Genomic DNA, 22997 nt, shown 5'->3' on the forward strand with positions numbered 1-22997 from the left:
CTACGTAGCCCGCGAGCTCTATCGACTCATCACATCAAACGATCAAGAACACGTCGCTTGACATCCATAGGAGCATCCCGCCCGGCGAGGCCCGGTCCCCGCTTCGGGGACCGGGCCTCGCGCCGCGCGACGTCCCCCGGCCTGCCCCTCGGCGGCCGGAGGACGCGCGATCCCGTCACCCCAGGAACAAGGCGGTGACGAACTGCAGCAGGTGCCACGCCACGAACGCGCACAGCGAGCAGAACGCCCATTCCTTGGCCCGTGAGACGCGGGACACCCAGCGGAGCGCCTCCACCGAGTCCCGCCGCGGCCGGACCGTCCTGGCCAGGAAGTACGCCGACACCAGCCAGGCGACGGCCGAGGCCACCGCCAGCCCGAGCGAGAGGGCCAGCAGCGGCGGCGAGGAGGGCATGGCGTCGGCGGGGGAGAGCTGCCGGCCCCACAGGGCCAGCAGTCCGGCGAGCACGGAGAGCGTGATCCGCCGGTCCTTACGGGCCTGGCGCTTCAGCCAGCGCAGGTCTCGGCGCAGTTGGTTCTTGGTCAGTTGGCTCTTGGGGAGCATCCGGATCACCTCCGACGGAGTAGCTGGGACACCAGCTAACGGGAGGAGCCGGGAGGGAATCTGCGACCTCGGGTCGCGAAATCTACGACATTTCGCGGAGTTCGGTGGCCGCCCGCTTCAGCTCGGCGAGGTCGCCCACCTCCTCCAGGATCCGCACCGCCTCGGTCAGGTGCTGCCTGGCCTGCGCGAAGTCGCCGAGGCGGCGGGCGATCAGGCCCAGGGCGCGCAGGGCGCAGCCCTGGTCCCGCCGCGTGCCGCAGGCCAGGTGCACGTCCCTGGCCTGGGTGGCATGGGTCAGCGCCTCCTCCGGCCGCCGCAGGTCGAGCAGGATCATGGCCAGCGTGGTGAGGGCGGCGGCCCAGCGGTCACGGGTGCCCGTCTTGTGCTGCAGCGCGGCCGTCGTCCTGGCGTACTCCAGCGCCTCCTCCGGCCGGCCCGCCGTGTGCAGGGCCTGCGCGATCGAGAGCAGCGCGCTCGCCTCGTTGTCGCGCATCTCCTTCCTGATCGCGAGCGACGCCCTGGCCGCGCGCAGCGCGTCCTTGTGCCGGTCGAGCGACAGGTACGTGTAGGCCAGCGTCTCCTGCACGTCGGCCTCGGCCCGGCGGTTGCCCATGCCCTGGACGATGTCGAGCGCCTCCAGCGCGTACACGAAGGCCACCTGCGGGTCACCCTGGCGGCGCCGGACCCGCGCCAGCCGGTTGAGCATCCGCGCCTCGACGGGCGGGTCCTGGATCACCCGGCTGATGGCCAGAGCCTGGTTCAGGTAGTCGTCGGCGCGCAGGTAGTCGGCCAGCCGCCAGTGCACCAGCCCGATGTCGCCGAGGGTCTCGGCCTTGCCCTGCTCGTGATGGAGCTCCCGCTGCACGTCCAGCGCCAGCTCGTAGTGGTCGAGCGCCTCGTCGTAGCGGGAGCCGTTGCGCGCGATCCGGCCCAGCGTGCACAGGGCCCGGCCGCATCCGTGCTGGTCGCCGGTCGCCGTGTAGCCGGCGAGGGCTCGTTCGGCGTCGCGTTGCGCGTCGTACGGCAGCCGGAGCGTGTCGTAGATCTCGGCCAGGCACAGGAGGGTCTCGGCCTCGGCATGCTCGTCGCCGAGCTCGTGGCAGATCGACAGCGCCTCCAGGCCCTCGGCCAGGGCGGCTTTCGGCGCGCCGAGGTGGTGGCGCACCCTGGCCAGGATGATCAGGCTCTGCGCGGTGCCCCTGCGGTCGCCCAGCCGCTCGCGTACGTCCAGGGCCTGACCGGCGTGGTGCAGGGCGAGTTCGTGGCGTTCCTGCGACAGGTGCAGGCACGACAGGGTGTGCAGGCAGTCGGCGACCCCGGTCAGGTCGCCAATCTCGTGGTACAGCTCCAGGGCCTCGCCCGCGCACTTCAGCGCGTCGTCGTTGTGGCCCGCGATGCCGTGCACCTCGGCCAGCTCGTTGAGCGCGCGGGCGCGCCCCTCCCGGTCGTCCAGCTCGGTGAAGTCCGCCAGCGCCTCGCCGATGTAGCGGGCGGCCTGCGTGGACGGGCCGATGTCGTGGTGGATGGAGCCGAGATGGCTGCGCATCCTGGCGATCGCCCGGCGGTTGCCGATCCGCGCGGCCGAGGTCAGCCCGGCCTGCTGGATCTCCAGGTTGTTCTCGTAGTAGCGCAGCCGTTTGAACGGCTCGAACACGGCCGCCGCGAGCTGCCAGGCGATGCCGTGCGCGTCGGTCTCCTCCGCGAGCCGGACCGCCGAGACCAGCGAGCGCCGCTCGGCCTCGAACCACTCGCGCGCCGTGGCCGGATCCGTGGCCACGGCCAGATAGTGGTCGAGCAGCCGCACCCTGGCCTCCCGCACCCCGGCCTCGGCGTGCCGGCCCAGCTCCCTGGCCAGCCCCTTCACCAGGTCGTGCACGCGGTAGCGCGGCCCGGCGATCGGCTCGACCAGGTACGCCCGGTGCAGCCCCTCCACGGCGATCACGGCCTCGCTCACCGAGCAGCCGAGCGCGGCGGCCAGCACCTCGGGCGTGAAGTCGCGGCCGGGCAGCAGGCCGACATGCCGGAAGGCCCGCCGCTGCGGCGGGCTGAGCGACTCGTAGGCCAGGTCGAGGGCGGACCGGAAGGCCTCCTCGGGATCGCCGGAGAACGGCGGGCGCCGATCGGGCCGGCGCAGCTCCCGCACCCGGGAGGCGACGCTGAGCTCGGGGTTCTCGCTCAGCTTGGCGGCCGAGATCCGCAACGCGAACGGATGGTAGGAGCAGACCCGGGCCAGCTCGGCCAGCGCGTCGCGATCGGCGGCCCGGGGCGAGTCGGCGCCGAGCACGGACACCAGCAGCGCGACGGCGTTGCCCGGGTCCAGCACCGGCAGGTCCATCAGGTCGGCGTGCCCGGTGGCCCGCAGCGGCGCCATCCTGGTCCGGCTCGTCACCAGCACCACGCAGTCCTTGCTGCCCGGCAGCAACGCCCGTACCTGGGCCGGATCGGCGGCGTTGTCCAGGATGAGCAGCAGCCGCCGCCCGGCCAGCCTGCTGCGGTAGAGCAGCATCAGCTCGGCCTCGTCGGAGGCGGGCATGTGCTCACGGACGCCGAGCGAGCGCAGGATCTGCCCGAGCGCCTCGGCCGGGGTCATCGGCGGCTGGCTGGGCGACTGGCCGCGCAGGTCGATCACGATCTGCCCGTCGGGGAACCGCTCCTCGTGCAGGTGTCCCCAGTACGTCGCCAGCGTGGTCTTGCCCACTCCCGGCAACCCCTGGACGACCATCGTGTTGGTCCGGTTGGGCCGCTCCAGCCAGGAGGTGAGCAGGTCGAGGCTGAGCTGCCGCCCAGTGAAGTCGGGCACGGCGGCGGGCAACTGGGCGGGCCTCGGCACCTCGCCCACGGGCAACGGCTCGGCCTGCGCGCCCGGCCGGGTCAGGAACGGCGTGACCTGGCCCTCCCACGGGGCGGAGAGGTGCTCCCAGCCGCCCGCGACGGTGCGCAGGGCGGCGGCGTCCACGATCCGAACCCGCCGGTAACCGGGGCGTTCCAGCCAGCCTCGCCGTACCCACTGGGCGACCTGCCGCTGCACCACGTCGGGCGCGCTGCCGACCAGGTCGGCCAGGGTCTCCACGGACAACGGCGGCGCCGCGTCCGAGGCCAGCCCGTAGCGTCCGTCCAGGTGCAGCAGCCACACGGCCAGCCGGGCCGCCACGGGCGCCCGCGCGAGCGCCTCGTGCCGGCGGGCCGCCAGGTTGCGGGCGAACAGGTCCTGTACGAGTGCGGTGGCCACCGCCGGGTTGGACGAGGCGTGCTCGCGCAGCGCCCGGATGTCGATCGGCCACGCCCGCACCTCGGTCAGCGCGTCGACCCGCACCCGCTCGCCCGCGCTCCAGAAGGCAAGCTCGCCCACGAGATCGCCGCCGGCGCGCAAATCGTGAATGGTCTCGCGTTCGCCCGGCGGTGTGTATTCGCGGGCATAGCCGTGGTCGATCAGGTAAACGCGGTTGGCCGACCGTAACGGTGAACAAATGCAGTCATTACGTCGATACACGCGGGGCCGGGCGGATTCGTCGACCAGCGCTCTGAACAAGCTCACGGAAACACCACCAATCCGGGGGGACGGCGGTGTCCACAGCATGACGGTCAGGGGCGGCGAAGCGCCGATCACGTCACATCAGTGCACCCTGGACTCGGCACCCTGTCAACGGGCTACACGTGAGCGGGGTCCGCGCGATCGGGGACGAAGCGGTAGCCGACATTGCGGACGGTGCCGATGAGCGACTCGTACTCGGTGCCGAGCTTGGCGCGCAACCGCCGCACGTGCACGTCGACCGTGCGGGTGCCGCCGAAGTAGTCGTAGCCCCAGACCTCCTGCAGCAGCTGGGCGCGGGTGAACACGCGCCCCGGGTGCTGGGCGAGATACTTCAGCAGCTCGAACTCCTTGAACGTCAGGTCGAGCACCCGGCCGCGCAGCCGGGCCGTGTAGGTGGCCTCGTCGATCGACAGGTCGCCGCTGCGGATCTCGTCGGGCACGTCCTCGCCGCCGGCCTGCGAGATGCGGCCGGTCGCCATGCGCAGCCGCGCCTCGACCTCGGCCGGCCCGGCGGTTTCGAGGAGAACGTCGTCGGCGCCCCATTCGGCGGTCATCGCGGCCAGGCCGCCCTCGGTCACGATCACCAGCAGGGGGCAGTCGATGCCGGTCGTGCGGATCAGCCGGCACAGGCTCTTGGCCTGTACGAGCTCCTTGCGGGCGTCGACGAGCACGGCGTCGGCCGGTGGCGCGTCGATGAGCGCCGAGGCCTCCGCGGGCGCGACGCGGACCGAATGGAGCAGCAGGCCCAACGCCGGCAACACCTCGGCGGACGGCTCGAGGGCGTTGGTCAGCAGGAGCAGGTTGCTCATTACGGCCTCCTCAAACACGACGGGACCCGGGGGCTACGTCGCCCAGGTCCCGTAGGCGAGGATATCCCACGAGAAGAATGCGTCCATTACGGGTCCACCTGGTGAACAGCGATTCTCCTGAAACACTGACGTTCACGATGTCGCACAATGAAGCGGACTCGATTGTGAGGTTCCCATGGCTAGGGGAAAAGTTAGGTATTGGGCTGCGGCGAAGGAGGCCGCGGGGTTGGCCGAGGAGCCGTTCGAGGCGGCGACACTGGGCGAACTCATGACGAAAATCACACAGGATCGCAGCGATCTGGCCCGGGTCATGAGCCGATCCTCGTTCCTGGTCGACGGCTCCCCGGTGGGCAGACGCGCCCACGACGAGGTGCGACTCCACGACGGCGCGACGGTCGAGGTGCTGCCGCCCTTCGCCGGTGGGTGATCAAGCGGGCTGGTGGGGCAGATGCCATGCATCGATAAGCTCATGACCCCCGCTTGAGACAGGGAGCCCGATGCGCAAACTGGCTGTGTTCCTGATCGTGCTGGCCCTGATCGTCGTCGTCCTCGACCGGGTGGCCGTCGCCGGCGTGGAGCGAGACCTGTCCAACCGGATCGCCGCCGCCGCCGACCTCAGCGGCACCCCGACGGTGACGATCGAGGGCATCCCATTTCTCACACAGGCCATCTCCGGCCGCTATCCCGAGGTACGGTTCGATCTCGGCACGCTCACCTACGGCGGCGTGCCGGTGAAGAACCTGCGAGGTGCCGCCTACGACGTGACCGCTCCCCTGGCCGATGTCATCCAGAACACCGCCGACATCAGGGCCGAGCGGCTGACCGTCACCGGCACCCTGACCAGGGAGACGATCGACAAGTACGCGCCGCGCGGCGTCAAGATCTCGGGGAACGGCCGGCGGCTCGTCGCGTCCGGCGAGGTGAGGGTTGGCGTGAACCAGGTGAAGTTCGACGCGGAGATGCGGGTCGACGTGGCCGACGGCGGCATCCGGCTGCAGGCGGAGAAGATCCAGGGCGTGCCCGACGCGCTGGCCAAGTTCGTCAGCTACACGATCCCCTTCCAGGGCAAGCTGCCCTTCGACGTCAAGGTGACCGGGGTGAAGAGCGTGGCCGACGGATTGGAGTTCTCGGCCGAAGCGACAGACGTGCCGCTTCGTGGATGAGGCTGAACCGGTCGGCCCCGCCGTACGTGAAGAGGGCGTGAGTCCAGCTGGCACCGCCGACGAAGAGCTCGTGCGGACCCTTTTCGACGATCACGCCGGGCCACTCTACGGGTACGTACTGCGACTTACCGGTGATTCCGGACGTGCGGAGGATGTGGTGCAGGAGACGCTGCTGCGGGCGTGGCGGCATCCCGACGCGCTCACCGGGCGGCCGATCCGCGCCTGGCTGTTCACCGTCGCCCGCAACCTCGTCGTCGACCAGCACCGCGCCCGCAAGTCGCGGCCCCAGGAGACGGGAGACGAGGCGCTGGCGGTCGTTCCCGCCGACGACGAGCTGGAGCGGGCGGTCGAGTCGTGGGCCGTGGCCGAGGCGCTGGCCGTGCTGCGGCCCGAGCACCGCGACGTGCTGCTGGAGGTCTACTACCGGGGGAGATCGGTGAAGGAGGCGTCGGCGACGCTGGGCATCCCGCCGGGCACGGTCAAGTCACGCACCTACTACGCCTTGCGGGCGCTCAAGCTCGCCCTGGAGGAGCGGGGGCTGGCGCCGTGACGTGCGAGGAGGTGCGACTCTCGCTCGGCGCCCACGCGTTGGGCGCGCTGGACCAGGAGGAGGCGCTGCAGGTCGATCTGCACCTGGCGACCTGCGAGGAGTGCGGCGCGGAGCTGCTCGACCTCGAAGGGGTCTCGGCGTTCCTCGGCAAGGTCTCCGAGCGTGACGTGGAGCTGGTGGCCAGCCCCCCTCGGCAGGTCCTCGACCGGCTGCTGAACGCGCGGGCCAAGCGCCACCGCAGGGGCCGCGTGCTGCTGGCCGCCGCCGCCTCGGTGGCGGTGCTGGCCGTCGGCGGCACCGTCTGGACGGTCTCCGCGCAGCGCACGGAGGTGGGCACCACCGTCGCCGCGCCCGAGAGGTCCGTTTCCGAGACGTCGGCCGACCCGACCGGCTCAGCGGACGCCTCCGACACGGCCGTCCAGGCCGAGACCAGAATCCTCGCCGAGCCGACCCCCAGCACCCTGCTCAAGTCGGCTCCGCCCGAGGACGCCGGCGGCCGCGAGTTCCCCGGCGCGAACGAGGCCAGGGGCTACTACGCCCACGTGACCGCGTTCCCCGGTGAGAGTGGCACCCAGCTCGCGGTGCGGGTCACCGGGGTGCCCGAAGGCACGACGTGCCGGCTGCTCGTCATCGGCCGGAACGGCGAGCGCGACTACACCGACGCCTGGACGGTCGACCGCGACACCTACCGGAACAAGACCGTCTTCCCGCGCCACACCCGCATTCCGATGACCGACATCGCCAGGTTCGACCTGCTCGACCCGTCGGACAAGGTGCTGGTGCGGGTCAAGGCGCCCGCGCGGAAGTAATCCGGGCCGCCCGTGGTTGCACCCTCCGATGACTGGTGTGTGGGTGGTTCTGGCGACGCTGGCGCTCGGCCTGGCGATCGGGGTGGTGAGGATGCTCCGTGACGGACGCGTGCGCGACCGGCCCGGCGACCGGCTGACCGAGGCGTCTCTCGGGGCGCCGCTGGGGGAGCGGGCGACGCTGCTCCAGTTCTCCACGGCGTTCTGCCAGCCGTGCCGGGCGACGCGGCGGATCCTGGCCGACGTCAGCGCCGTGGTGCCCGGGGTGACGCATGTCGAGATCGACGCGGAGTCGCGGCTGGATCTCGTCCGTGAGCTCGACATCATGCGCACGCCCACGGTCCTCGTCCTGGACGGCGACGGAAACATCGTGAAGAGGGCGTCGGGACAGCCGCGCAAGCAGGACGTCCTCGCCGCGCTCGCCGGAGCGGTGCCTGACCCGGCTTCTCATGCTCCGTCTCACGAATCGGACGAGAAGTGACAGATGTCGAGACGCCTAGTAGTGTCGGGCCCATGAACCCATCGACAGAGCTGCTGACGAAGCGGCGCGCGGTTGATTTCTGCCGCGTGGCCACCGCGCTCTGTCGTGCTGCCTGAGGACGGTCTCGCGCGGATTTCCGATCCGCCCCACATCCGACCCTTCAGGAGCATCCCACGATGCGTGCCGATCCTAGAGCGTTGCGCTTCGGCGCGGCCATCACCGCACTGGTCCTCGCCCTCGTCCTGGTGACGGGGAGCGCCTGGCTGCTGGCCGCCCAGGCAGTGGTGTTCGCGTGCGGAGCCCTCGGGCGTCAGCCGTACGGGATGCTCTTCAAGGCGCTGGTCAAGAGCGCCCCGGAGGAGACCGAGGACGCCCGGCCGCCGCGTTTCGCGCAGGTCGTAGGGCTCGTCTTCGCGGTCGTGGGCCTGGTCGGATTCCTCGCCGAGATCACCCCGCTCGCCCTCGTGGCGACGGCGGCGGCTCTCCTCGCCGCCTTCCTCAACGCAGCCTTCGGATTCTGCCTTGGCTGCGAGATGTATCTGCTTGTTCGACGTCTACTGCCCGCCGCCAAAATGGAGGTTTCGAAATGAGCCGTTCCGCCGCCCTGGTGGACGCTGACTGGGTCGAGGCCAACCTCGACACGCCCAACGTCGTTCTCGTCGAGGTCGACGAGGACACCAGTGCCTATGACAAGGGGCACATCCGTGGCGCCGTGAAGATCGACTGGAAGCAGGACCTGCAGGATCCTGTCCGCCGCGACTTCGTGGACAAGACCGGTTTCGAGACGCTGCTCTCCGAGCGTGGCATCTCCAACGACGACACCGTGGTGCTCTACGGCGGCAACAACAACTGGTTCGCCGCCTACGCCTACTGGTACTTCAAGCTGTACGGCCACGGCGACGTCAAGCTGCTCGACGGTGGGCGCAAGAAGTGGGAGCTCGACTCGCGCGAGCTGGTCAAGGAGGTCCCCGAGCGGGCCAAGACCCAATACACCGCCCAGGACCAGGACACCTCCATCCGCGCCTTCCGCGACGACGTGCTCGCCTCGATCGGCAAGCTCAACCTGGTCGACGTGCGCTCGCCCGACGAGTTCACCGGCAAGCTGCTCGCCCCGGCCCACCTGCCGCAGGAGGCCGCCCAGCGCGGTGGCCACGTGCCCACGGCCCGCAACATCCCATGGTCCAAGGCGGCCAACGACGACGGCACCTTCAAGAGCGACGAGGACCTGAGCGCCCTCTACGGCGAGGCCGGTGTCGACTTCGGCAAGGACACCATCGCCTACTGCCGCATCGGTGAGCGTTCCGCGCACACCTGGTTCGTCCTGCACGAGCTGCTCGGCCAGGCCAACGTGAAGAACTATGACGGTTCGTGGACCGAGTACGGCTCGCTCGTGGGCGTGCCCGTCGAGTTGGGGGAGGCCCGCTGATGACCACCGCGCCAGGGTGCGGAGCACCCGAACAGACGGTCGCGCTGCCGACCGGCATCGACCTGGCCGGTCAGGCCGTGATCCAGGGTGTGGTCACGGGCGCCGGCACCGCCTACGCGCGGCTGCTCGACCGGTCCGGTGAGTTCACCGGTGAGGTCGTGGTGTCCGACGAGGGCGTCTTCCGCTTCTTCGCCGCGCCCGGTGACTGGACCGTCCGCATCATCGCGGGCGGCGGGTTCACCAGGGACGTCCAGGTCGAGGCCAAGCTGGGCGAGGTGTCCCAGCTGGCGGTGGCCGTCTGACCACTGCTCGTCCGAGAGGGCCCGCGCCGGCAACGGCGCGGGCCTCTTCCGTGTCCGCTACCGGCCTTGCCGCGCCGGGTGGCGCATCAGCAGCGTGGCCCGCACCTCTTCGAGGCCGATCGCCCGATAGCCGTGGGGCACGTCCGACCGCCACGCGATGTGGTGCCCCGGCCCGGCCGTGAGCGGCGCCTCCAGCGGCCCGGCGATCAGCGTGCCGCTGAAGACCGTGAGGTGCTCGCTCACCCCCTCGCGGTGCGCCCGCGACGTCTGGGTGGTGCCGGGCGGCACCCGGAGCCGATAGAGCTCGAAGGTCGCCCCCTCCTCCTCGAACACCTCCAGCAGCGCCGCCTCGATCACGGCGCCGCGCACCAGCCTCGGCTCGGGCGGCGTGTCCAGGATCGCGCCGATGGGCACGCCGAGCTGGGCGGTGACCGCCCAGAGCGCCTCCAGCGTGATGTCGCGGGTGCCGGTCTCGACGCCGGACAGCATCGCCTCGCCGATGCCCGCCCGCCTGGCGAGCTCCGACAGCGACACCCCCCGCGCGTGGCGCAGCCGCCGCAGCCGCTCCCCGACCAGGCGAGGGTCGGGGTCGAGCGCGGACAGAGGTTCCATGCCGCCATGGTCCCGCAGGGTTCGCGCCGATGCGCCGGAGGTCCCGGAGATGTGACGGTAGGGATTCCTGACCCTCGTCGGGGCTCCGCCTGCCGCCGTTCGTGGTGGCCGCGGGTTGCCGGTCCGGGCTGCGACAGAACAGGCAGACCGCTACGATTCGGCAAATGTCAGGTTCGTCAGGAGTGGCGGCACCGCCCCGACCGGCGCCCTACTCGGCTCAGAGGATGCCTTCGCCGTTCTCGCTGCCCGCGCACACCCTGCGCCTGCTGGGGAAATGCGCGTTGCCGCTGATCCTGTGGTTCTCCGCCGGCCAGCTGGTGCGCTTCGTGCTGCTGTACGGCGCGACGGAGGTCGCGTACGGAGACTTCCGCCAGGTCCGCCTCGTGGCCACGATGACGCTCCTCACGCTCGTCGTCCTGGCGGCGATGACGGTCGTCACCGGCATGCTGCACAGCCTGCGCGGCGCGCTGTGGGAGATGCGCGCCCGTGCCGCCGACGGCGTGCCCGACGAGCGCTTCTTCCGGGCCCTGGACCGGGTCGCCCCCGCCTTCGCCGCGCTCTACCTGGCCTGGGGCTTCCACGTGGAGGACGCCCGCGATTTCCAGCAGATGGACCTGCTCCACCACTTCCACGACCTGACCGACGCCGCCTGGTTCGGTGAGGAGACGCAGGTCGGCGGCAGTTTGATCGATCTCGACTGGCGGGTGTCCCTGGGCGCGATGGTCGTCGCCTTCGGGTTGAAGACGCTGTTCGCGAAGCTGGTGGAGAAGGGCAGGAGCGGGTTCCACGGCTTCGCGGCGGCCTTCTCCGAGTTCGCCTTCGTCTTCTACGGGCTGAACGCCACGGTCGCCATCGCCGACGCCCGTTCGGAGTGGATGGAGAGCCGCGCCGTCGTGACCGGCACGGAAGAGGTCCTGGCGCAGGCCAAGGAGACCGTCCCCGGCTGGAAGGACGTCGGTGGCGCCATGGGCGAGATCTGGCCGCTGTTCGTCGACGCCGTGGTGATCCCGCTGGCCTGGCTCACCGTGGCGCTGCTGGTCTTCGGCGCCTTCGCCGACGACACCCGCACCCTGGTCAAGGGCACCCGGTTCGAGCGTGGGGTGGATCGCCTGGAGCAGAGCCACGACCTGACCCAGAAGTCGATCGACCGGGTGACCGGCGGTTTCCGGGACCGCTGGGTGCCGCTGGCCAACGCCTTCCGGCTGATCGTCAGGGGTGGCGCGCCCCTGTTCGGCATGATGTGCCTGTGTTACGTGGCCATCGCGGTGGGCGCGCGGTACGCCGATCGGGCGGTCCGGACGCTCATCGGCTCGCAGGTCGACTGGGCCTGGTTCCATCTCGGCCCGCCGATCGACTTCGTCCGCGATCTGCTGGTCACCGTGATCACCATGGCCCTGCTCGCGGCCACGTTCGACCTCGCGGCCACCCGGGCCAGGCTGCGCGGCCAGTCGTTCACCGTCTGAACCTCAGCACCTCGGTGTTCGGCTCCAGCGCCGCCACGGTGTCGCGCTTGAAGAGGTCCTCGGTCGGCGTGTCCGAGCGGTAGGTGCTCGGCCTGAAGGAGAGCTCGACCTCGTCCGCGAGCCGCGCGGGCACGATGGCCACCCCTTCCAGCACGTACTCCTTGCCCACGTCCAGCCGATCCGTCGGCCGGTCCGCGTCCAGCAGCTCCACGGTCCAGGCGCGTCCGGCGCGGTCCTCGAGCTGGATTTCGCCGGGCTCCGCGGTCATGGTCGCGCTGTCCTGGTCGACGACCTTCTCCCTGATGTCGATCTTCAGCCAGGCGACGTCGGCGCCGTGCCTGTTGTCGGCCGGCGGTTGCGTGGGCGCCACCGTGGCCTGCCACTCGATGCCGTGCGCCGTCCCGGCCTGCCCCGGGGCGACGGAGATCAGCCGGGTCTCGTCGGTGGCGACCTTCTCGTAGAAGAGGTAGCCGTCGTACGTGCGGACGGCGACGGCGGCGCCCGCGAGCAGCACCGCCGCCGCGGCGACCAGGAGCGTCCGGCCCCGGCGGCGCGCGGGGGGCGGCGCGGGCGGCTCGGGGGAGACAGGCGGGGGAGGCGCGGTGTCCCGCACCTTCGGAAGCGGCTGGGTGGAGCCGCCGGGCGTCTCCCGCGCCAGGGGCGGCCAGACCTGCTGGTCGGGGCGGGGAGCGTGGGAACGGGAAGGGGGCGGGGTGAGTGGGGGCCAGGCGCCGTCGCGCCGCCGGTCTTTCCTGGGCGAGAACCAGTCGCCGTCGTTCGCGCTCATGTCCCGCTCACTTCTTGACGATCGGGTAGACGTCCTGAGGCTGGGCGGCGAGCTTGCGCGCGCCCTCATCGTCCAGGCCGAGATCGACCTCGACCTCGGGCTGGTACGGCTCGACCAGCGCGGACGGAGGCAGGCCGAACACGATCCGGGCGCCTGGGAGCACCGAGGCCGGCACCTCGAAGAAGAACGCGCCGGTGACCCAGATGTCCGGCTGCACCCAGGCGGCGGCCAGCGTCGAGCCGGGGTCCACCCGGTCCGTGGCGGCGAACCTGCGCTCGTCGCCGGTCAGCAGCACGGGCTGGCCCAGGTGGTAGGGCTTGAGGCTGGACTTCGCCGAGGCGTTGACGATGAGGAACAGGTTGTCGGTCGTGACGGTCTTGGAGCTGCTCCGGATGGCCTTGGCCACGGCGAACGAGTTGAGCCGGACGGTGAAACGACCGGCGTCGACGTTCTTGCCCTTGTCTCCGGTGTACGTCAGCGGGGCCGTGTAGTCGTCCTCCGACAGGTGCAGCCCCTGCAGGCCGATCGCGCCCGCCACGAGCAGCAGGCCGATCGCGCCGTTGAGCAGCCGCGACCCGCCACTCCCGCGCCCCGGCCTCCTGCTCCGCCGGGCGGGTGCCGCGGGTGGCCGCTGCTCGGTGGCGGTCATGCGCCCGCGCCTTCCCGGACGGGCATCGTCACCCGGGCCCTGATCTCGGGGACGAGCCTGTCGCCGACCTCCTGGGAGATCATCGACCACTTCTCCGTGGGATCCTGGAAGCCCGCCTCGTACTCGAACGCCGCCACGTCGAGGGTCACCTTTTCGGGCGGTCGCTCGGTGTCCTTGAGCTCGTACCGGACGATGACCTTGGTGGTGACCCCGGGATGCAGCTGGCGGGTCTCGTCCTGGTCCTTGCTCAGGGCGAACACGAACGGTCCGGCGTCCTCGGGGAAGGCGGGAGCGATCTTGACGAGCGAGCCGGCGAAGAACGAGCTCGTGGCGGCACCCTCCGGTTCGCTGGGCGGCAGGCCGACCGGGGTCGTCTCGTCGCCGAGGTTGGTGACGTCGAAGACCAGCTCCAGAAACCTCTTGTCCTCCGCGAACGTCGACTCGGCCGGCTCCACCCGCACCCGCGACTCGACGAAACGGGTCGAGTAGCGGCCCTGGTCGAGCACCGCGCCCGAGGTGAGCTGAGGCGGGGCCTTGGGGGCGTCCTCGAGACCGCCCAGCAGAGCGGTGACCCCGATGACCGTGACGGCCACGAGGGCCAGCGCGGGCACCACCACCGGCCGTCTGGGCCTGCTGTGGCCGCCGGAGGGTTCCGTCATGGACAAGGATGGTAATAGGTCACGGTTGCCCCATCCGTCGCAATCCTTCCAACAGGCTGGCTGAATTGCCGAGAACCCTGCCGCTGCAGGGGTTCTAGCTCATACGCTGTCACGGAGCGGAGGGACAAGCCCCTACTACTAACGACATATCGCGGCCGGAGGGTCACGTGGTGGACGTGCATCCCGAGCATGCGCAGCTCCAGGCGGACCGCATCTACCTGGGCTGGCAGTACATCCTGCTGCATCCCGACCCCGGCCCCCCGCCGAAGCGCCCCTCGCCCGCCGAGGACGAGCCGGTCCCCGAAGAACCCGACCCCGACCGGATGCGCCGCGCGCGCCTCCAGGAGGACATGCTCAACCGGCCCGTACGGGTCTTCCGGATGCTCATGCTCGTGGTGACCGGGCTGATCGTCGGTGTGGCCGCCGCCGGCTACCTCAACTGGTCCTTCGCCCTGCTCGGCCTGGTCGCGGCCGGAGGCGTGGCTGCGATCTGCAGCTACGCCCTGCTCCAGGGCGACCGGGCGGTCCGCTACCGGGTCTACGAGCAACAGGTCCGAGACGACCGCAGGCGGCAGGAACGTGACAAGGAGCTGTTCCGCGCCCAGGAGGAGCACGCCCAGCGCTACCGCGAGTGGCAGGAGGTCAAGGACCGCCACGACCGCCAGCTGAGCTGGTACGCCGTGGCCGTGCCCGACGAGATCGACCGCATCGACGTGGCCGGCGGCACGCTGCCCGGCTGGTCCGCGCTGATCACCCTGCTCGGCGCGACCCGCCTCTACAGCGGCGGCCACCTGACCGTGCTCGACCTGTCGGAGGGGGCGATCGCCAAGGACCTCATCGAGCTGGCCCGCCGAGGCGGCGACGACCCGCTGGTCTGGGTGCTGCCGGTCGACCTGCCCCGCCTCGACCTGGGCGCCACGCTCAAGCCCGAGGCGTTCGCCGACGTCCTGGCGCACGTGGTGAGCGTGAGCGAGGAGCACCGCTCCACCCGCGACCTCAGCTTCGACAACGCCATCCTGGAGCGGGTGCTCGAAGTGCTCGGCGAGAACGCCACGATCAGCCAGGTGACCGCCGCGCTCCGGGCGCTGGCCCAGGTCGGCGACCCACGCGACGACCTGCGCTACGGGCTCATCACCGCGACGCAACTGGAGCGCATCGGCACCCTGTTCGGGCGCGGGGTGAGCGACCGCGTGGTGATCGAACGAGCCTGGGCGCTGGAGTCGCAGCTGCGCAAGCTGGAGACGCTCGGCACCCAGGCGGTGCGCCTGCCGCCCGCCAGGCTCCGGGTGGTGAGCATGGACCGGCAGGCGGGCGTGTTCGGCAACCGGGTGCTCGGCACCTACGTGGCCACCGCGCTGACCCACATCCTGCGCCAGTCGCCGGCCTCCGACCGGCCCTGGTATCACACGATCATCGTCGCGGGCGCCGACAAGCTCCGCGGCGACGTGCTCGACCGGCTCATGGACGCCTGCGAGACCTCCCGTACCGGACTCGTCCTGACCTACCGGTCGCTGACCCCGGCCGTCCGCGAGCGGCTCGGCCGCGGCCACGCGGCGGTGGCGTTCATGCGCCTCGGCAACGCCGAGGACGCCCGGGTCGCCAGCGAGCACGTCGGCACCGAGCACCGGCTGGAGCTGGCCCAGCTGACCGAGACGATCAGCGACTCGCTCCCCGGGCTCAACGGCGGCTACACCTCCACGATCTCCCAGGTCGAAGGCCGGGAGGAGGCGCACGGCGAGAGCCGCACCGACCTCGCCGAGGACATCACCGAGTCGACCCAGTGGGGCAAGACCGCCGACAAGATCGGCGAGAAGGAGCGGGTGCTGCAGCGCTCCCGGGAGTTCCTGGTCGAGCCGCACCAGCTCCAGCAGCTGCCCACCACGTCCGTCATCGTCACCGACGCCACCGCCAAGGGCCGGCGGGTGCGCCTGGCCGACGCCAACCCGGCCATTCTCACCTTCCCCAAGACCACGCTCGGCGAGCTGGAGGACGTACGCGAAGCCGTCCTCTCGGTCGACGGCCCCAAAGACCCCGAAGGCGACGGAGACCCCCCTCCCAACCTCGGACCGCCACCCGAGCGCCTGGACTGGCGCAAGCAAAGGCAATGACATGGTCAATGTCGAGGTGTCGTCCTGACGGTGGGCGGACTTTACTAAGAGACCGTCGTGGGGGGATGAAATGCAGCCGAGTGTTTCGCTGAGTGGGCCCTGGTACCGGATCCAGTCCATCGCCGCGCCGTCGCGAAGCTCATCGGCGGAGTGGGACTTCGTCACCGTCCTGCCCGCCGTGCTGTCGGCGGCGCAGCGCGACCGGCCGTTCGTCATCGGCTGGCTGTCGCGCGGCTCCGGCGCTCCGCTGGAGCTGATCACCAACGCCGGGCCGCTGTCGCCGCCGCGCCAGCCGCGCCGCTCACCCGACACGCCCGGAGCGCCGTCCGGGCCGCAGCCGCTGCTGTTCCCCGGCGGGGCGCGCGGGGTGCAGCTCGACGAGGAGTACCTCGCCGACCTGGCCGACCTGGTGTGGACGACGTGCCCCGGCCGCCAGGCGCCGCCGCTCGGCGGCCGGCGCGAGTTCGCCGAGCTCGACTCCGACGAGCTCAAGCGGCCCACGTTGTTCGAGTCGACGCTGGTCACGCTCATGTCGCGGCCGTTCGCCTGGCTGGTCGTGGCCGAGCCCACCGACCTGCTCGACGCCGAGGTGGCCCACCTGCGCACCCAGCTGAACGTGCTGCGCCAGTACGGCGACGCCTCCGAACGCTCCCGCTTCGACGCCGAACGGGCCGAACGCCGCATGCAGGAGCTCGACGCCTTCCGCGAGGCCGGGCTGTGGAACGTCCGCGTGCTGGCCGGCGGCGCCACGGCCGACGAGCTGCGCCAGATCGCGCCGGTGCTCGTCGGCTCGGTCGAGATGAGCCATCACCCCTACCGGCTGCGCAGCGCGCAGGGCTCGGTCTACGCCCTGTCGGAGGCGCTGGCGGTCACCATGCAGGACCCGGCCGACGGGGCCGCCGCGCCGTTCGCCGCCACGGCCGGGGCCCTCGCGGCGCTGGCCGGGCTGCCCCGGCGCGAGGTGCCCGGCGTACGCGTGCTCGACTCGGGGTTCTTCGACGTGACCTCCGAGACCGACGGCGGCGAGCTGGAGCTGGGCGAGATCCTCGACGGGCAGGACCGCGCGGTCGGCTCCTTCCGGGTGCCGCTGGCCACGCTCAACCGGCACGCCTTCATCACCGGCGCCACCGGCTCCGGCAAGTCGCAGACCGTCAGGCACCTGCTGGAGCAGCTCAGCCAGGCGCGCATCCCGTGGCTGGCGATCGAGCCCGCCAAGTCCGAGTACGCCGCCATGGCCGGCCGCCTCGCGTCACTGGGAGACCAGCAGGGCCAGGCGCGCGGCCGGCCCGCCAACTCCGTCACCGTGATCAACCCGTCCGCCCCCGGGGGCGTGCCGTTCAGCGTCAACCCCCTGGAGCCCGAGCCCGGCTACCCCGTGCAGGCGCACATCGACATGGTCAGGGCGCTGTTCATGGCGGCGTTCGACGCCGAGGAGCCCTTCCCGCAGATCATGTCGCTGTCGCTGCAGCGGGTCTACGAGGCCAACGGCTGGGACGTGGTCACCGGCGGCGCGGTCCCCGGCTCCAAGGTGCCGCCCAGCGTGCCCACGCTGGAGCAGCTGCAGCACCACGCGATGGACGTGATCAAGGAGATCGGCTACGGCCGCGAGGTGCAGGCCGACGTCGAGGGGTTCATCTCGCTCCGGCTGCGCTCCCTGCGGGTCGGGTCGGCCGGGCGCTTCTTCGAGGGCGGCCACCCGGCCGACATCGGCGGCCTGCTGAAGCGGAACGTGGTGCTGGCGATCGAGGACGTGGCCAACGACGAGGACAAGGCGTTCCTCATGGGCACGCTGATCATCCGCATCGTGGAGCACCTGCGGATGCGCGCCCGGCAGGAGAGGTCCACCGGCCTGCGGCACGTCATCGTGATCGAGGAGGCGCACCGGCTGCTGCGCGACCGCGGCGCCGGCCGGGCCGCGACCCACGCCGTGGAGCTCCTGGCCGGCATGCTCGCCGAGATCAGGGCGTACGGAGAGGGCATCGTGGTGGCCGAGCAGATCCCCACCAAGCTCGTCTCCGACGTGGTGAAGAACACCGCCCTGAAGGTCGTGCACCGCCTGCCCGCCGAGGACGACAGACAGCTCGTCGGCGCCGCGATGAACCTGAGCGTCGAGCAGTCCCGTCAGGTCGTCTCCCTGCAGCCGGGCTCGGCCGCGGTGTTCACCGACGGGATGGACCGGCCGCTGCGGGTCCGCGTGCCGCTGGGCGAGTCCCGTGAGAAGACGCTGCCCGGCCCGCCCCCGCCGATCCGCGGCCGCCGGTCGTCGGCCTGCGGCTCGCAGTGCCGCGCCGGCCAGGCGTGCACGCTGGTCGAGCTGCGCGAGGCCGACGTGCTCGCCGACGCGCCCGACTGGGCCTGGCTGCGCGTCTGGTGCGACACGGTCGTGCTCGCCTTCGTCTGCAACCGGCCGCTGCCCGGCGTGCCCCGCGCTCTGGCCGCCATCTGGTCCGACCTGCCCGTACGCCGCCGCGAGTGCCTGCTCGCCACCCTCGTCGAACGCTCGGTGCGGCGGCGGGCCTGGTCACTGCGGAGCTGGTTCGACCCCGCGCTGCTCACCGAGAAGGCCGCCGAGACCGCCACGCGGCTGCTCGGCGGCGTCGAGGGCGGCGAGCGGCCCGGCCCCACCTGGGTCATCCCGCAGGTGCGCTGGCTGCACGAGGTCGATCGGCTCTTCCCGTACGGCCGGCCCGCCCCCGACCTGCGCAGCCCGGCGCCGCCCATGGACTACGCCCTGTTCCGCCACACGCAGAACGGCGGCGGCCCGACGGAGCCCGCCCAGACCGAGTTGCTCGGCCACCGGGCCAGGGCGCTGCGCCACCATCCCCTGTCGATGGAGATCGAGCACAACCGGGCGCTGGCCTGGCGGGTCATCCTCGGCGACGACGAGAACGAGGGGCTGCAGCGAGACGTCACGACGGTCGCGATCGGCATCGACCCGGCGGCCCGGCTCCGGCACGTCGGCCAGACCATGGGGGCCGGCTGGCTCGAAGGCGTGCTGTCGTGGCCGAGCCGGTTCGTGCTGCCGTTCGACCAGGGCGGCGCGCCGGAGATCACCTTCGCCGATCCGGGCCGGCGCGCGGCGTTTTCCGGTGCGGCCCCCGAGTAGGGAGTGCCGCGGGTCGGAGGGCGACTAGGATCGATGTCCATGACCCAGCTTCCACTGCGGGCTCAGCTCGCGAGCGCCCTGGGACGCAGTGCGGCCACGCTCTCCAGGATGACCGGGCGAGGCGACGGTTCGGTGATCGGCGGACGGGTCGGCCTGATGCTGGAGCCCGATCTGCTCCGCAAGCTGGCCCGTGACCGCAAGCTGGCCCTCGTCAGCGCGACCAACGGCAAGACCACCACCACCCGGCTGATCACCTCCGCCCTGCTGGAGCTGGGCGAGGTGGCCACCAACGCGTTCGGCGCCAACATGCCGGCCGGCCACGTCTCGGCGCTGTCCCAGCACAAGGGCGCCCCCTACGGCGTCCTCGAGGTCGACGAGAAATACCTGCCCGAGGTGCTCGACACCACCGGCGCGGGCGTCGTCTGCCTGATGAATCTCAGCCGCGACCAGATGGACCGCGCCGCGGAGATCTGGCTGCTCGCGCAGAAGTGGCGCCGGGCGCTGTCCGGCAGGCCCACCCACGTCATCGCCAACTGCGACGACCCGCTCGTCACCTGGGGCGCCTCGACGGCGGCCCAGGTCACCTGGGTCGCGGGCGGCCAGCGGTGGAAGGAAGACTCCTGGTGCTGCCCCGAGTGCGGCGGCCCGCTCGACCGCAAGGACGCCGACTGGGCGTGCCGCGAGTGCACCTTCCACCGGCCCGAGCCGCACTGGGTTCTCGACGACGACGCCGTCCTCGACCCGCGTGGCCAGCGGTGGCTGCTCGACATCCAGCTGCCCGGGCTGGCCAACCGCTCCAACGCGGTCATGGCGCTGGCCGTCGCCGAGACGTTCGGGCTGCCGGTCGACCGGGCGCTGCCCAGGCTGCGCGAGGTCACCTCGGTGGCCGGCCGCTACACCACGGTCGAGCGCGACGGCAGGCACGCCCGGCTGCTGCTGGCCAAGAACCCCGCCGGCTGGCTGGAGGCGTTCGACGTCTCCGACCCCCGGCAGCCGATCATCCTGTCGGTCAACGCGCAGGGCCCCGACGGGCGCGACACCTCCTGGCTGTGGGACGTCGACTACCGCATCCTGCGCGGCCGTCCGGTGTTCGTCACCGGGGAGCGCCGCCTCGACCTGGCCCTGCGGCTCGACGTGGCCGACGTGCCGTTCGCGCTCTGCGAGTCGTTCTCCGAGGCGCTGGCCATGCAGCCGCCCGGCCCGGTCGACGTGATCGCCAACTACACCGCCTTCCAGCAGATCCGATCGGAGTTCGGTCGTGCCGTCTGACAGCGCCCTGCGCATCGTGTGGATCTATCCCGACCTCCTGAGCACCTACGGTGACCAGGGCAACGTGCTCGTGCTGGAGCAGCGTGCCCAGCGCCGGGGCATCGCCACCGAGACCGTGCACGTGCGCTCGGCCGACCCGGTGCCCGAGACGGGCGACATCTACCTCATCGGCGGCGGCGAGGACCGCCCGCAGATCCTCGCGGCCGAGCGCCTGCGTCGCGACGGCGGGCTGCGCAGCGCCATCGGCCGGGGCGCCGCGATGCTCGCCGTGTGCGCCGGCTACCAGATTATGGGCAGCACCTTCGGCGGCGAGGAGGGCCAGCCGGTCGACGGCCTCGGCCTGCTCGACATCGCCAGCTCCCGTGGCCCGGCCCGTGCGGTCGGCGAGCTCGTGGCGGAGGTCGACTCGGCCCTCGGGCTCCCCACGCTGACCGGCTTCGAGAACCACATGGGCGTCACCCGGCTGGGCCCCGGGGCCAGGCCGCTGTCGCGGACCATCAAGGGCGTCGGCAACGGCGACGGCTTCGAGGGCTGCTACGCGGGCCACGTCGTGGGCACCTATCTGCACGGCCCGGCGCTGGCCCGCAACCCCGCGCTCGCCGACCTGCTCCTCGGCTGGATCGTCGGCGAGCTGGCGCCCCTCGACGACACCCGCTACGAGCAGCTCCGCCAGGAACGCCTGGGCGCCGTCCTCAGCGCTTGACCGGCACGGAGGGCCGGGGTCAGTAGACCAGGGCCTGGGCGCCGTCGGCCACGGCCTCCTCGACGAAGGCGGGCGCGCCGGCGATGCGCACCCCCTCGATGAGGTCGTCGACCGTGATGTCACGACGGGCCGCGCACTGGGTGCACACCGTGAGCCGCCCGCCCGCGAGCACGGCGTCGAGCAGGTCGGGCAGCGGAGCCGCGTGTGGCAGGCCGAGATCCTTGGCCCGGCCGGGCACGGCGAACCACGACGCCTCCCCGGTCAGCCAGACGGAGACGGAGACCCCGCTCGCCAGCGCGGCCGCCGCGACCGTGAAGGCCTGGTTGCAGCGCTCGGGGTCGTCGGCCCCGGCGGTCACTTTGATCACCAGTGATCGTGCCATGCCCGTACCCTAACGCCCCGCCGAGACCGCTGCCGGGATGGACGGCGGCGGACGTGGACGGCGGCCCGGCGACTAGGGTGGTGACCCATGGAAGAACCTGAGATGCACGCCGATCTCGAGCCCATCGCCTTCCTGCTGGGCCGCTGGGAGGGCGCGGGCGTGGGCGGCTATCCCACGATCGACAGCTTCAACTTCGGCCAGGAGATCGAGTTCACCCACAACGGCAAGCCCTTCCTGTCCTACGTGAGCCGCACCTGGCTGCTCGACCAGGACGGCGACCGGGTCAGGCCGCTCGCCACCGAGTCCGGCTACTGGCGGCCGCAGCCCGAGCGCCAGGTGGAGGTGGTGCTCGCGCACCCGACCGGCATCGTGGAGATCTACGTCGGCGAGGTCGTCTTCCACAAGATCGAGCTGCGGACCGACGTGGTGGCCCGCACGGTCACGGCCAAGGAATACACCGCGGGGCACCGGCTCTACGGGCTGGTCAAGGGCAATCTGATGTGGGCCTACGACATGGCCGCGGAGGGGCAGCCGCTCACCTCGCACATGTCCGCAGAGCTGAAGAGGGTGTCATGAGCAGTCCGTTCACCGCCGAGGCGGTCGAGGCGATCAAGCGCCACATGAACGACGACCACGGCGACGACGCGCTGGTCATCGTCCGAGGGCTGGGCGGCCGGCCGGCCGCGACCCAGGCCACCACGAGCGGCGTCGACGCCGAGGCGATCGAGTTCACGATCGACGGCGACGAGCGGGTCAGGGTGGCGTGGGGCGAGACGCTGACCGAGCGGCAGCAGGTGCGCATGGCGGTCGTACGGCTCTATCGGGAGGCGTGCGCCGCGCTCGGCGTCGAGGCGCGAGGCGAGCATTGAGGGCGAGACGAGCACTGAGCGCGAGGCGAGCACTGAGGGGGCGCTGAAGGCGCTGGGAAAGTAAAAAAAGGGCCCCGGGCGAGCTTCCGCCTGTCGCACAGACGGGCCGGATGGACCATGGTCGGGAAGGGTTCCCGCCCTCCGGCTGCCAGGGGCCCCGGTGGTTGCCTCGAATTCGCCGAACGGCCGAGACTGGAGTCCGCGTCGTCAGCGGACAACCACCTCGCTAGCCCAACTATGAATCACCATTGTTTGGACCACCTCCTTTCCGCGTACTCACGAAGCTATGCGTTCTGCCGCGAAGAGGGCAAGCGATTAACGCTCGGCCGTAGACTCAGGGCATGACGGAGACGCAGTGGCACGAGCAACTCCGCGCCAAGGGCTACCGGGTGACTCCCCAGCGGCAGCTCGTCCTGGAGGCGGTCAAGGAGCTGGAGCACGCCACGCCGGAGGAGATCTGCGTCAAGGTGCGCGAGACGGCGCGCGGGGTCAACATCTCGACCGTCTACCGCACCCTCGAGCTGCTCGAAGAGCTCGGCATGGTGACCCACACCCATCTCGGTCACGGCGCTCCCACCTATCACCTGGCGGCCGTGGCCGACCACGTTCATCTGGTGTGCCGCGGCTGCGGCGTGGTGAGCGAGGTGCGGCCCCAACTGGCCGAGGGGCTGATCAAGGGGCTCGACGACGAGCTGGGCTTCCTGGCCGACGTCCACCATCTGACCGTCTTCGGCCGTTGCCGCGACTGCAGATAACCTG

Annotated in this window: 25 protein-coding genes; 17 read left to right on the forward strand and 8 right to left on the reverse strand. The window is 71.4% G+C overall.

Translation table 11 applies throughout. The annotated features are described in order from the left end of the window. Positions 1 to 175: 175 nt before the first annotated feature. From AC5L3X_RS36335 to AC5L3X_RS36345, 3 genes are all read right to left on the reverse strand, one after another. The gene (locus AC5L3X_RS36335) at positions 176 to 562 is read right to left on the reverse strand and encodes a hypothetical protein (protein ID WP_494863131.1); all 387 of its coding nucleotides are present in this window, start codon (positions 560 to 562) and stop codon (positions 176 to 178) included. Between the two features lie 82 nt (positions 563 to 644). Further along, the gene (locus AC5L3X_RS36340; protein ID WP_494863133.1) at positions 645 to 4097 is read right to left on the reverse strand and encodes a tetratricopeptide repeat protein; all 3453 of its coding nucleotides are present in this window, start codon (positions 4095 to 4097) and stop codon (positions 645 to 647) included. Between the two features lie 113 nt (positions 4098 to 4210). Further along, positions 4211 to 4903: a response regulator transcription factor gene (locus AC5L3X_RS36345; protein WP_189124403.1), complete on the reverse strand. Its 693-nt coding sequence runs from the start codon at positions 4901 to 4903 to the stop codon at positions 4211 to 4213. 175 nt (positions 4904 to 5078) lie between these two features. Between AC5L3X_RS36345 and AC5L3X_RS36350 the strand changes: the two genes are divergently transcribed. From AC5L3X_RS36350 to AC5L3X_RS36390, 9 genes are all read left to right on the forward strand, one after another. Continuing rightward, the gene (locus tag AC5L3X_RS36350; RefSeq protein ID WP_189124402.1) at positions 5079 to 5330 is read left to right on the forward strand and encodes a MoaD/ThiS family protein; all 252 of its coding nucleotides are present in this window, start codon (positions 5079 to 5081) and stop codon (positions 5328 to 5330) included. Between the two features lie 70 nt (positions 5331 to 5400). Then, positions 5401 to 6066, forward strand: a complete 666-nt coding sequence (locus AC5L3X_RS36355; protein WP_494863136.1) for an LmeA family phospholipid-binding protein — start codon at positions 5401 to 5403, stop codon at positions 6064 to 6066. 37 nt (positions 6067 to 6103) lie between these two features. Next, complete coding sequence (locus AC5L3X_RS36360; RefSeq protein WP_494863137.1) at positions 6104 to 6616, forward strand: sigma-70 family RNA polymerase sigma factor; 513 nt, start codon at positions 6104 to 6106, stop codon at positions 6614 to 6616. Next, a complete protein-coding gene (locus tag AC5L3X_RS36365; protein WP_494863139.1) occupies positions 6613 to 7425 on the forward strand; it encodes an anti-sigma factor family protein in 813 nt (270 codons plus the stop codon). The genes AC5L3X_RS36360 and AC5L3X_RS36365 overlap by 4 nt, the downstream gene beginning before the upstream one ends. Before the next feature lie 28 nt (positions 7426 to 7453). Further along, complete coding sequence (locus tag AC5L3X_RS36370; RefSeq protein WP_189124398.1) at positions 7454 to 7903, forward strand: thioredoxin family protein; 450 nt, start codon at positions 7454 to 7456, stop codon at positions 7901 to 7903. A gap of 32 nt (positions 7904 to 7935) precedes the next feature. Continuing rightward, positions 7936 to 8019: a putative leader peptide gene (locus tag AC5L3X_RS36375; RefSeq protein ID WP_350668905.1), complete on the forward strand. Its 84-nt coding sequence runs from the start codon at positions 7936 to 7938 to the stop codon at positions 8017 to 8019. Positions 8020 to 8079: 60 nt separating this feature from the next. Further along, the gene (locus tag AC5L3X_RS36380; RefSeq protein WP_189124397.1) at positions 8080 to 8493 is read left to right on the forward strand and encodes a DUF4395 domain-containing protein; all 414 of its coding nucleotides are present in this window, start codon (positions 8080 to 8082) and stop codon (positions 8491 to 8493) included. Then, complete coding sequence (locus AC5L3X_RS36385; RefSeq protein ID WP_494863140.1) at positions 8490 to 9329, forward strand: sulfurtransferase; 840 nt, start codon at positions 8490 to 8492, stop codon at positions 9327 to 9329. The genes AC5L3X_RS36380 and AC5L3X_RS36385 overlap by 4 nt, the downstream gene beginning before the upstream one ends. Beyond that, positions 9329 to 9631 (forward strand): DUF1416 domain-containing protein, encoded by a 303-nt coding sequence (locus tag AC5L3X_RS36390; RefSeq protein ID WP_189124395.1) that lies wholly within the window; start codon positions 9329 to 9331, stop codon positions 9629 to 9631. The genes AC5L3X_RS36385 and AC5L3X_RS36390 overlap by 1 nt, the downstream gene beginning before the upstream one ends. A gap of 57 nt (positions 9632 to 9688) precedes the next feature. On the opposite strand, the gene AC5L3X_RS36395 is transcribed toward AC5L3X_RS36390, so the two are convergent. Next, entirely contained in the window at positions 9689 to 10243 is a 555-nt protein-coding gene (locus AC5L3X_RS36395) for a helix-turn-helix domain-containing protein (RefSeq protein WP_494863142.1), read from the reverse strand. Between the two features lie 224 nt (positions 10244 to 10467). Between AC5L3X_RS36395 and AC5L3X_RS36400 the strand changes: the two genes are divergently transcribed. Further along, positions 10468 to 11706 (forward strand): hypothetical protein, encoded by a 1239-nt coding sequence (locus tag AC5L3X_RS36400; RefSeq protein WP_494863144.1) that lies wholly within the window; start codon positions 10468 to 10470, stop codon positions 11704 to 11706. On the opposite strand, the gene AC5L3X_RS36405 is transcribed toward AC5L3X_RS36400, so the two are convergent. Genes AC5L3X_RS36405 through AC5L3X_RS36415 form a run of 3 tightly spaced genes read right to left on the reverse strand, consistent with a single transcriptional unit; the run spans position 11696 to position 13801 of the window. After that, positions 11696 to 12493: a hypothetical protein gene (locus AC5L3X_RS36405; protein ID WP_494863146.1), complete on the reverse strand. Its 798-nt coding sequence runs from the start codon at positions 12491 to 12493 to the stop codon at positions 11696 to 11698. The two genes, AC5L3X_RS36400 and AC5L3X_RS36405, sit on opposite strands and share 11 nt — an antisense overlap. A 7-nt stretch (positions 12494 to 12500) precedes the next feature. Continuing rightward, positions 12501 to 13142, reverse strand: a complete 642-nt coding sequence (locus AC5L3X_RS36410; RefSeq protein ID WP_494863148.1) for a hypothetical protein — start codon at positions 13140 to 13142, stop codon at positions 12501 to 12503. After that, complete coding sequence (locus AC5L3X_RS36415) at positions 13139 to 13801, reverse strand: hypothetical protein (RefSeq protein ID WP_494863149.1); 663 nt, start codon at positions 13799 to 13801, stop codon at positions 13139 to 13141. Before AC5L3X_RS36415 ends, AC5L3X_RS36410 begins: the two co-directional genes overlap by 4 nt. A gap of 167 nt (positions 13802 to 13968) precedes the next feature. On the opposite strand from AC5L3X_RS36415, the gene AC5L3X_RS36420 reads away from it, so the two are divergent. From AC5L3X_RS36420 to AC5L3X_RS36435, 4 genes are all read left to right on the forward strand, one after another. Then, complete coding sequence (locus tag AC5L3X_RS36420) at positions 13969 to 15909, forward strand: hypothetical protein (protein WP_494863150.1); 1941 nt, start codon at positions 13969 to 13971, stop codon at positions 15907 to 15909. A gap of 70 nt (positions 15910 to 15979) precedes the next feature. After that, complete coding sequence (locus AC5L3X_RS36425) at positions 15980 to 19015, forward strand: ATP-binding protein (protein WP_494863151.1); 3036 nt, start codon at positions 15980 to 15982, stop codon at positions 19013 to 19015. 39 nt (positions 19016 to 19054) lie between these two features. Beyond that, positions 19055 to 20284, forward strand: coding sequence for a MurT ligase domain-containing protein (locus tag AC5L3X_RS36430; protein WP_494863153.1), 1230 nt, complete (start codon positions 19055 to 19057; stop codon positions 20282 to 20284). Continuing rightward, positions 20274 to 20987 carry a type 1 glutamine amidotransferase gene (locus AC5L3X_RS36435; protein ID WP_189124386.1) on the forward strand — a complete coding sequence of 238 codons (714 nt, stop codon included), beginning with the start codon at positions 20274 to 20276 and terminating at the stop codon, positions 20985 to 20987. Before AC5L3X_RS36430 ends, AC5L3X_RS36435 begins: the two co-directional genes overlap by 11 nt. A 19-nt stretch (positions 20988 to 21006) precedes the next feature. Here the strand turns inward: AC5L3X_RS36435 and AC5L3X_RS36440 are convergent, their stop codons facing one another. Next, positions 21007 to 21369: a DsrE family protein gene (locus AC5L3X_RS36440; protein WP_494863154.1), complete on the reverse strand. Its 363-nt coding sequence runs from the start codon at positions 21367 to 21369 to the stop codon at positions 21007 to 21009. Between the two features lie 87 nt (positions 21370 to 21456). Between AC5L3X_RS36440 and AC5L3X_RS36445 the strand changes: the two genes are divergently transcribed. The 3 genes from AC5L3X_RS36445 (at position 21457) to AC5L3X_RS36455 (ending at position 22993) form a co-directional block, all read left to right on the forward strand. Further along, the gene (locus tag AC5L3X_RS36445; RefSeq protein ID WP_494863155.1) at positions 21457 to 21945 is read left to right on the forward strand and encodes a heme-binding beta-barrel domain-containing protein; all 489 of its coding nucleotides are present in this window, start codon (positions 21457 to 21459) and stop codon (positions 21943 to 21945) included. Further along, the gene (locus tag AC5L3X_RS36450; RefSeq protein WP_494863157.1) at positions 21942 to 22238 is read left to right on the forward strand and encodes a DUF2470 domain-containing protein; all 297 of its coding nucleotides are present in this window, start codon (positions 21942 to 21944) and stop codon (positions 22236 to 22238) included. Before AC5L3X_RS36445 ends, AC5L3X_RS36450 begins: the two co-directional genes overlap by 4 nt. 341 nt (positions 22239 to 22579) lie before the next feature. Beyond that, positions 22580 to 22993, forward strand: a complete 414-nt coding sequence (locus AC5L3X_RS36455; RefSeq protein WP_189124382.1) for a Fur family transcriptional regulator — start codon at positions 22580 to 22582, stop codon at positions 22991 to 22993. The last annotated feature ends 4 nt before the right edge of the window (positions 22994 to 22997 follow it).

It is taken from the genome of Nonomuraea sp. CX421, assembly GCF_059358955.1.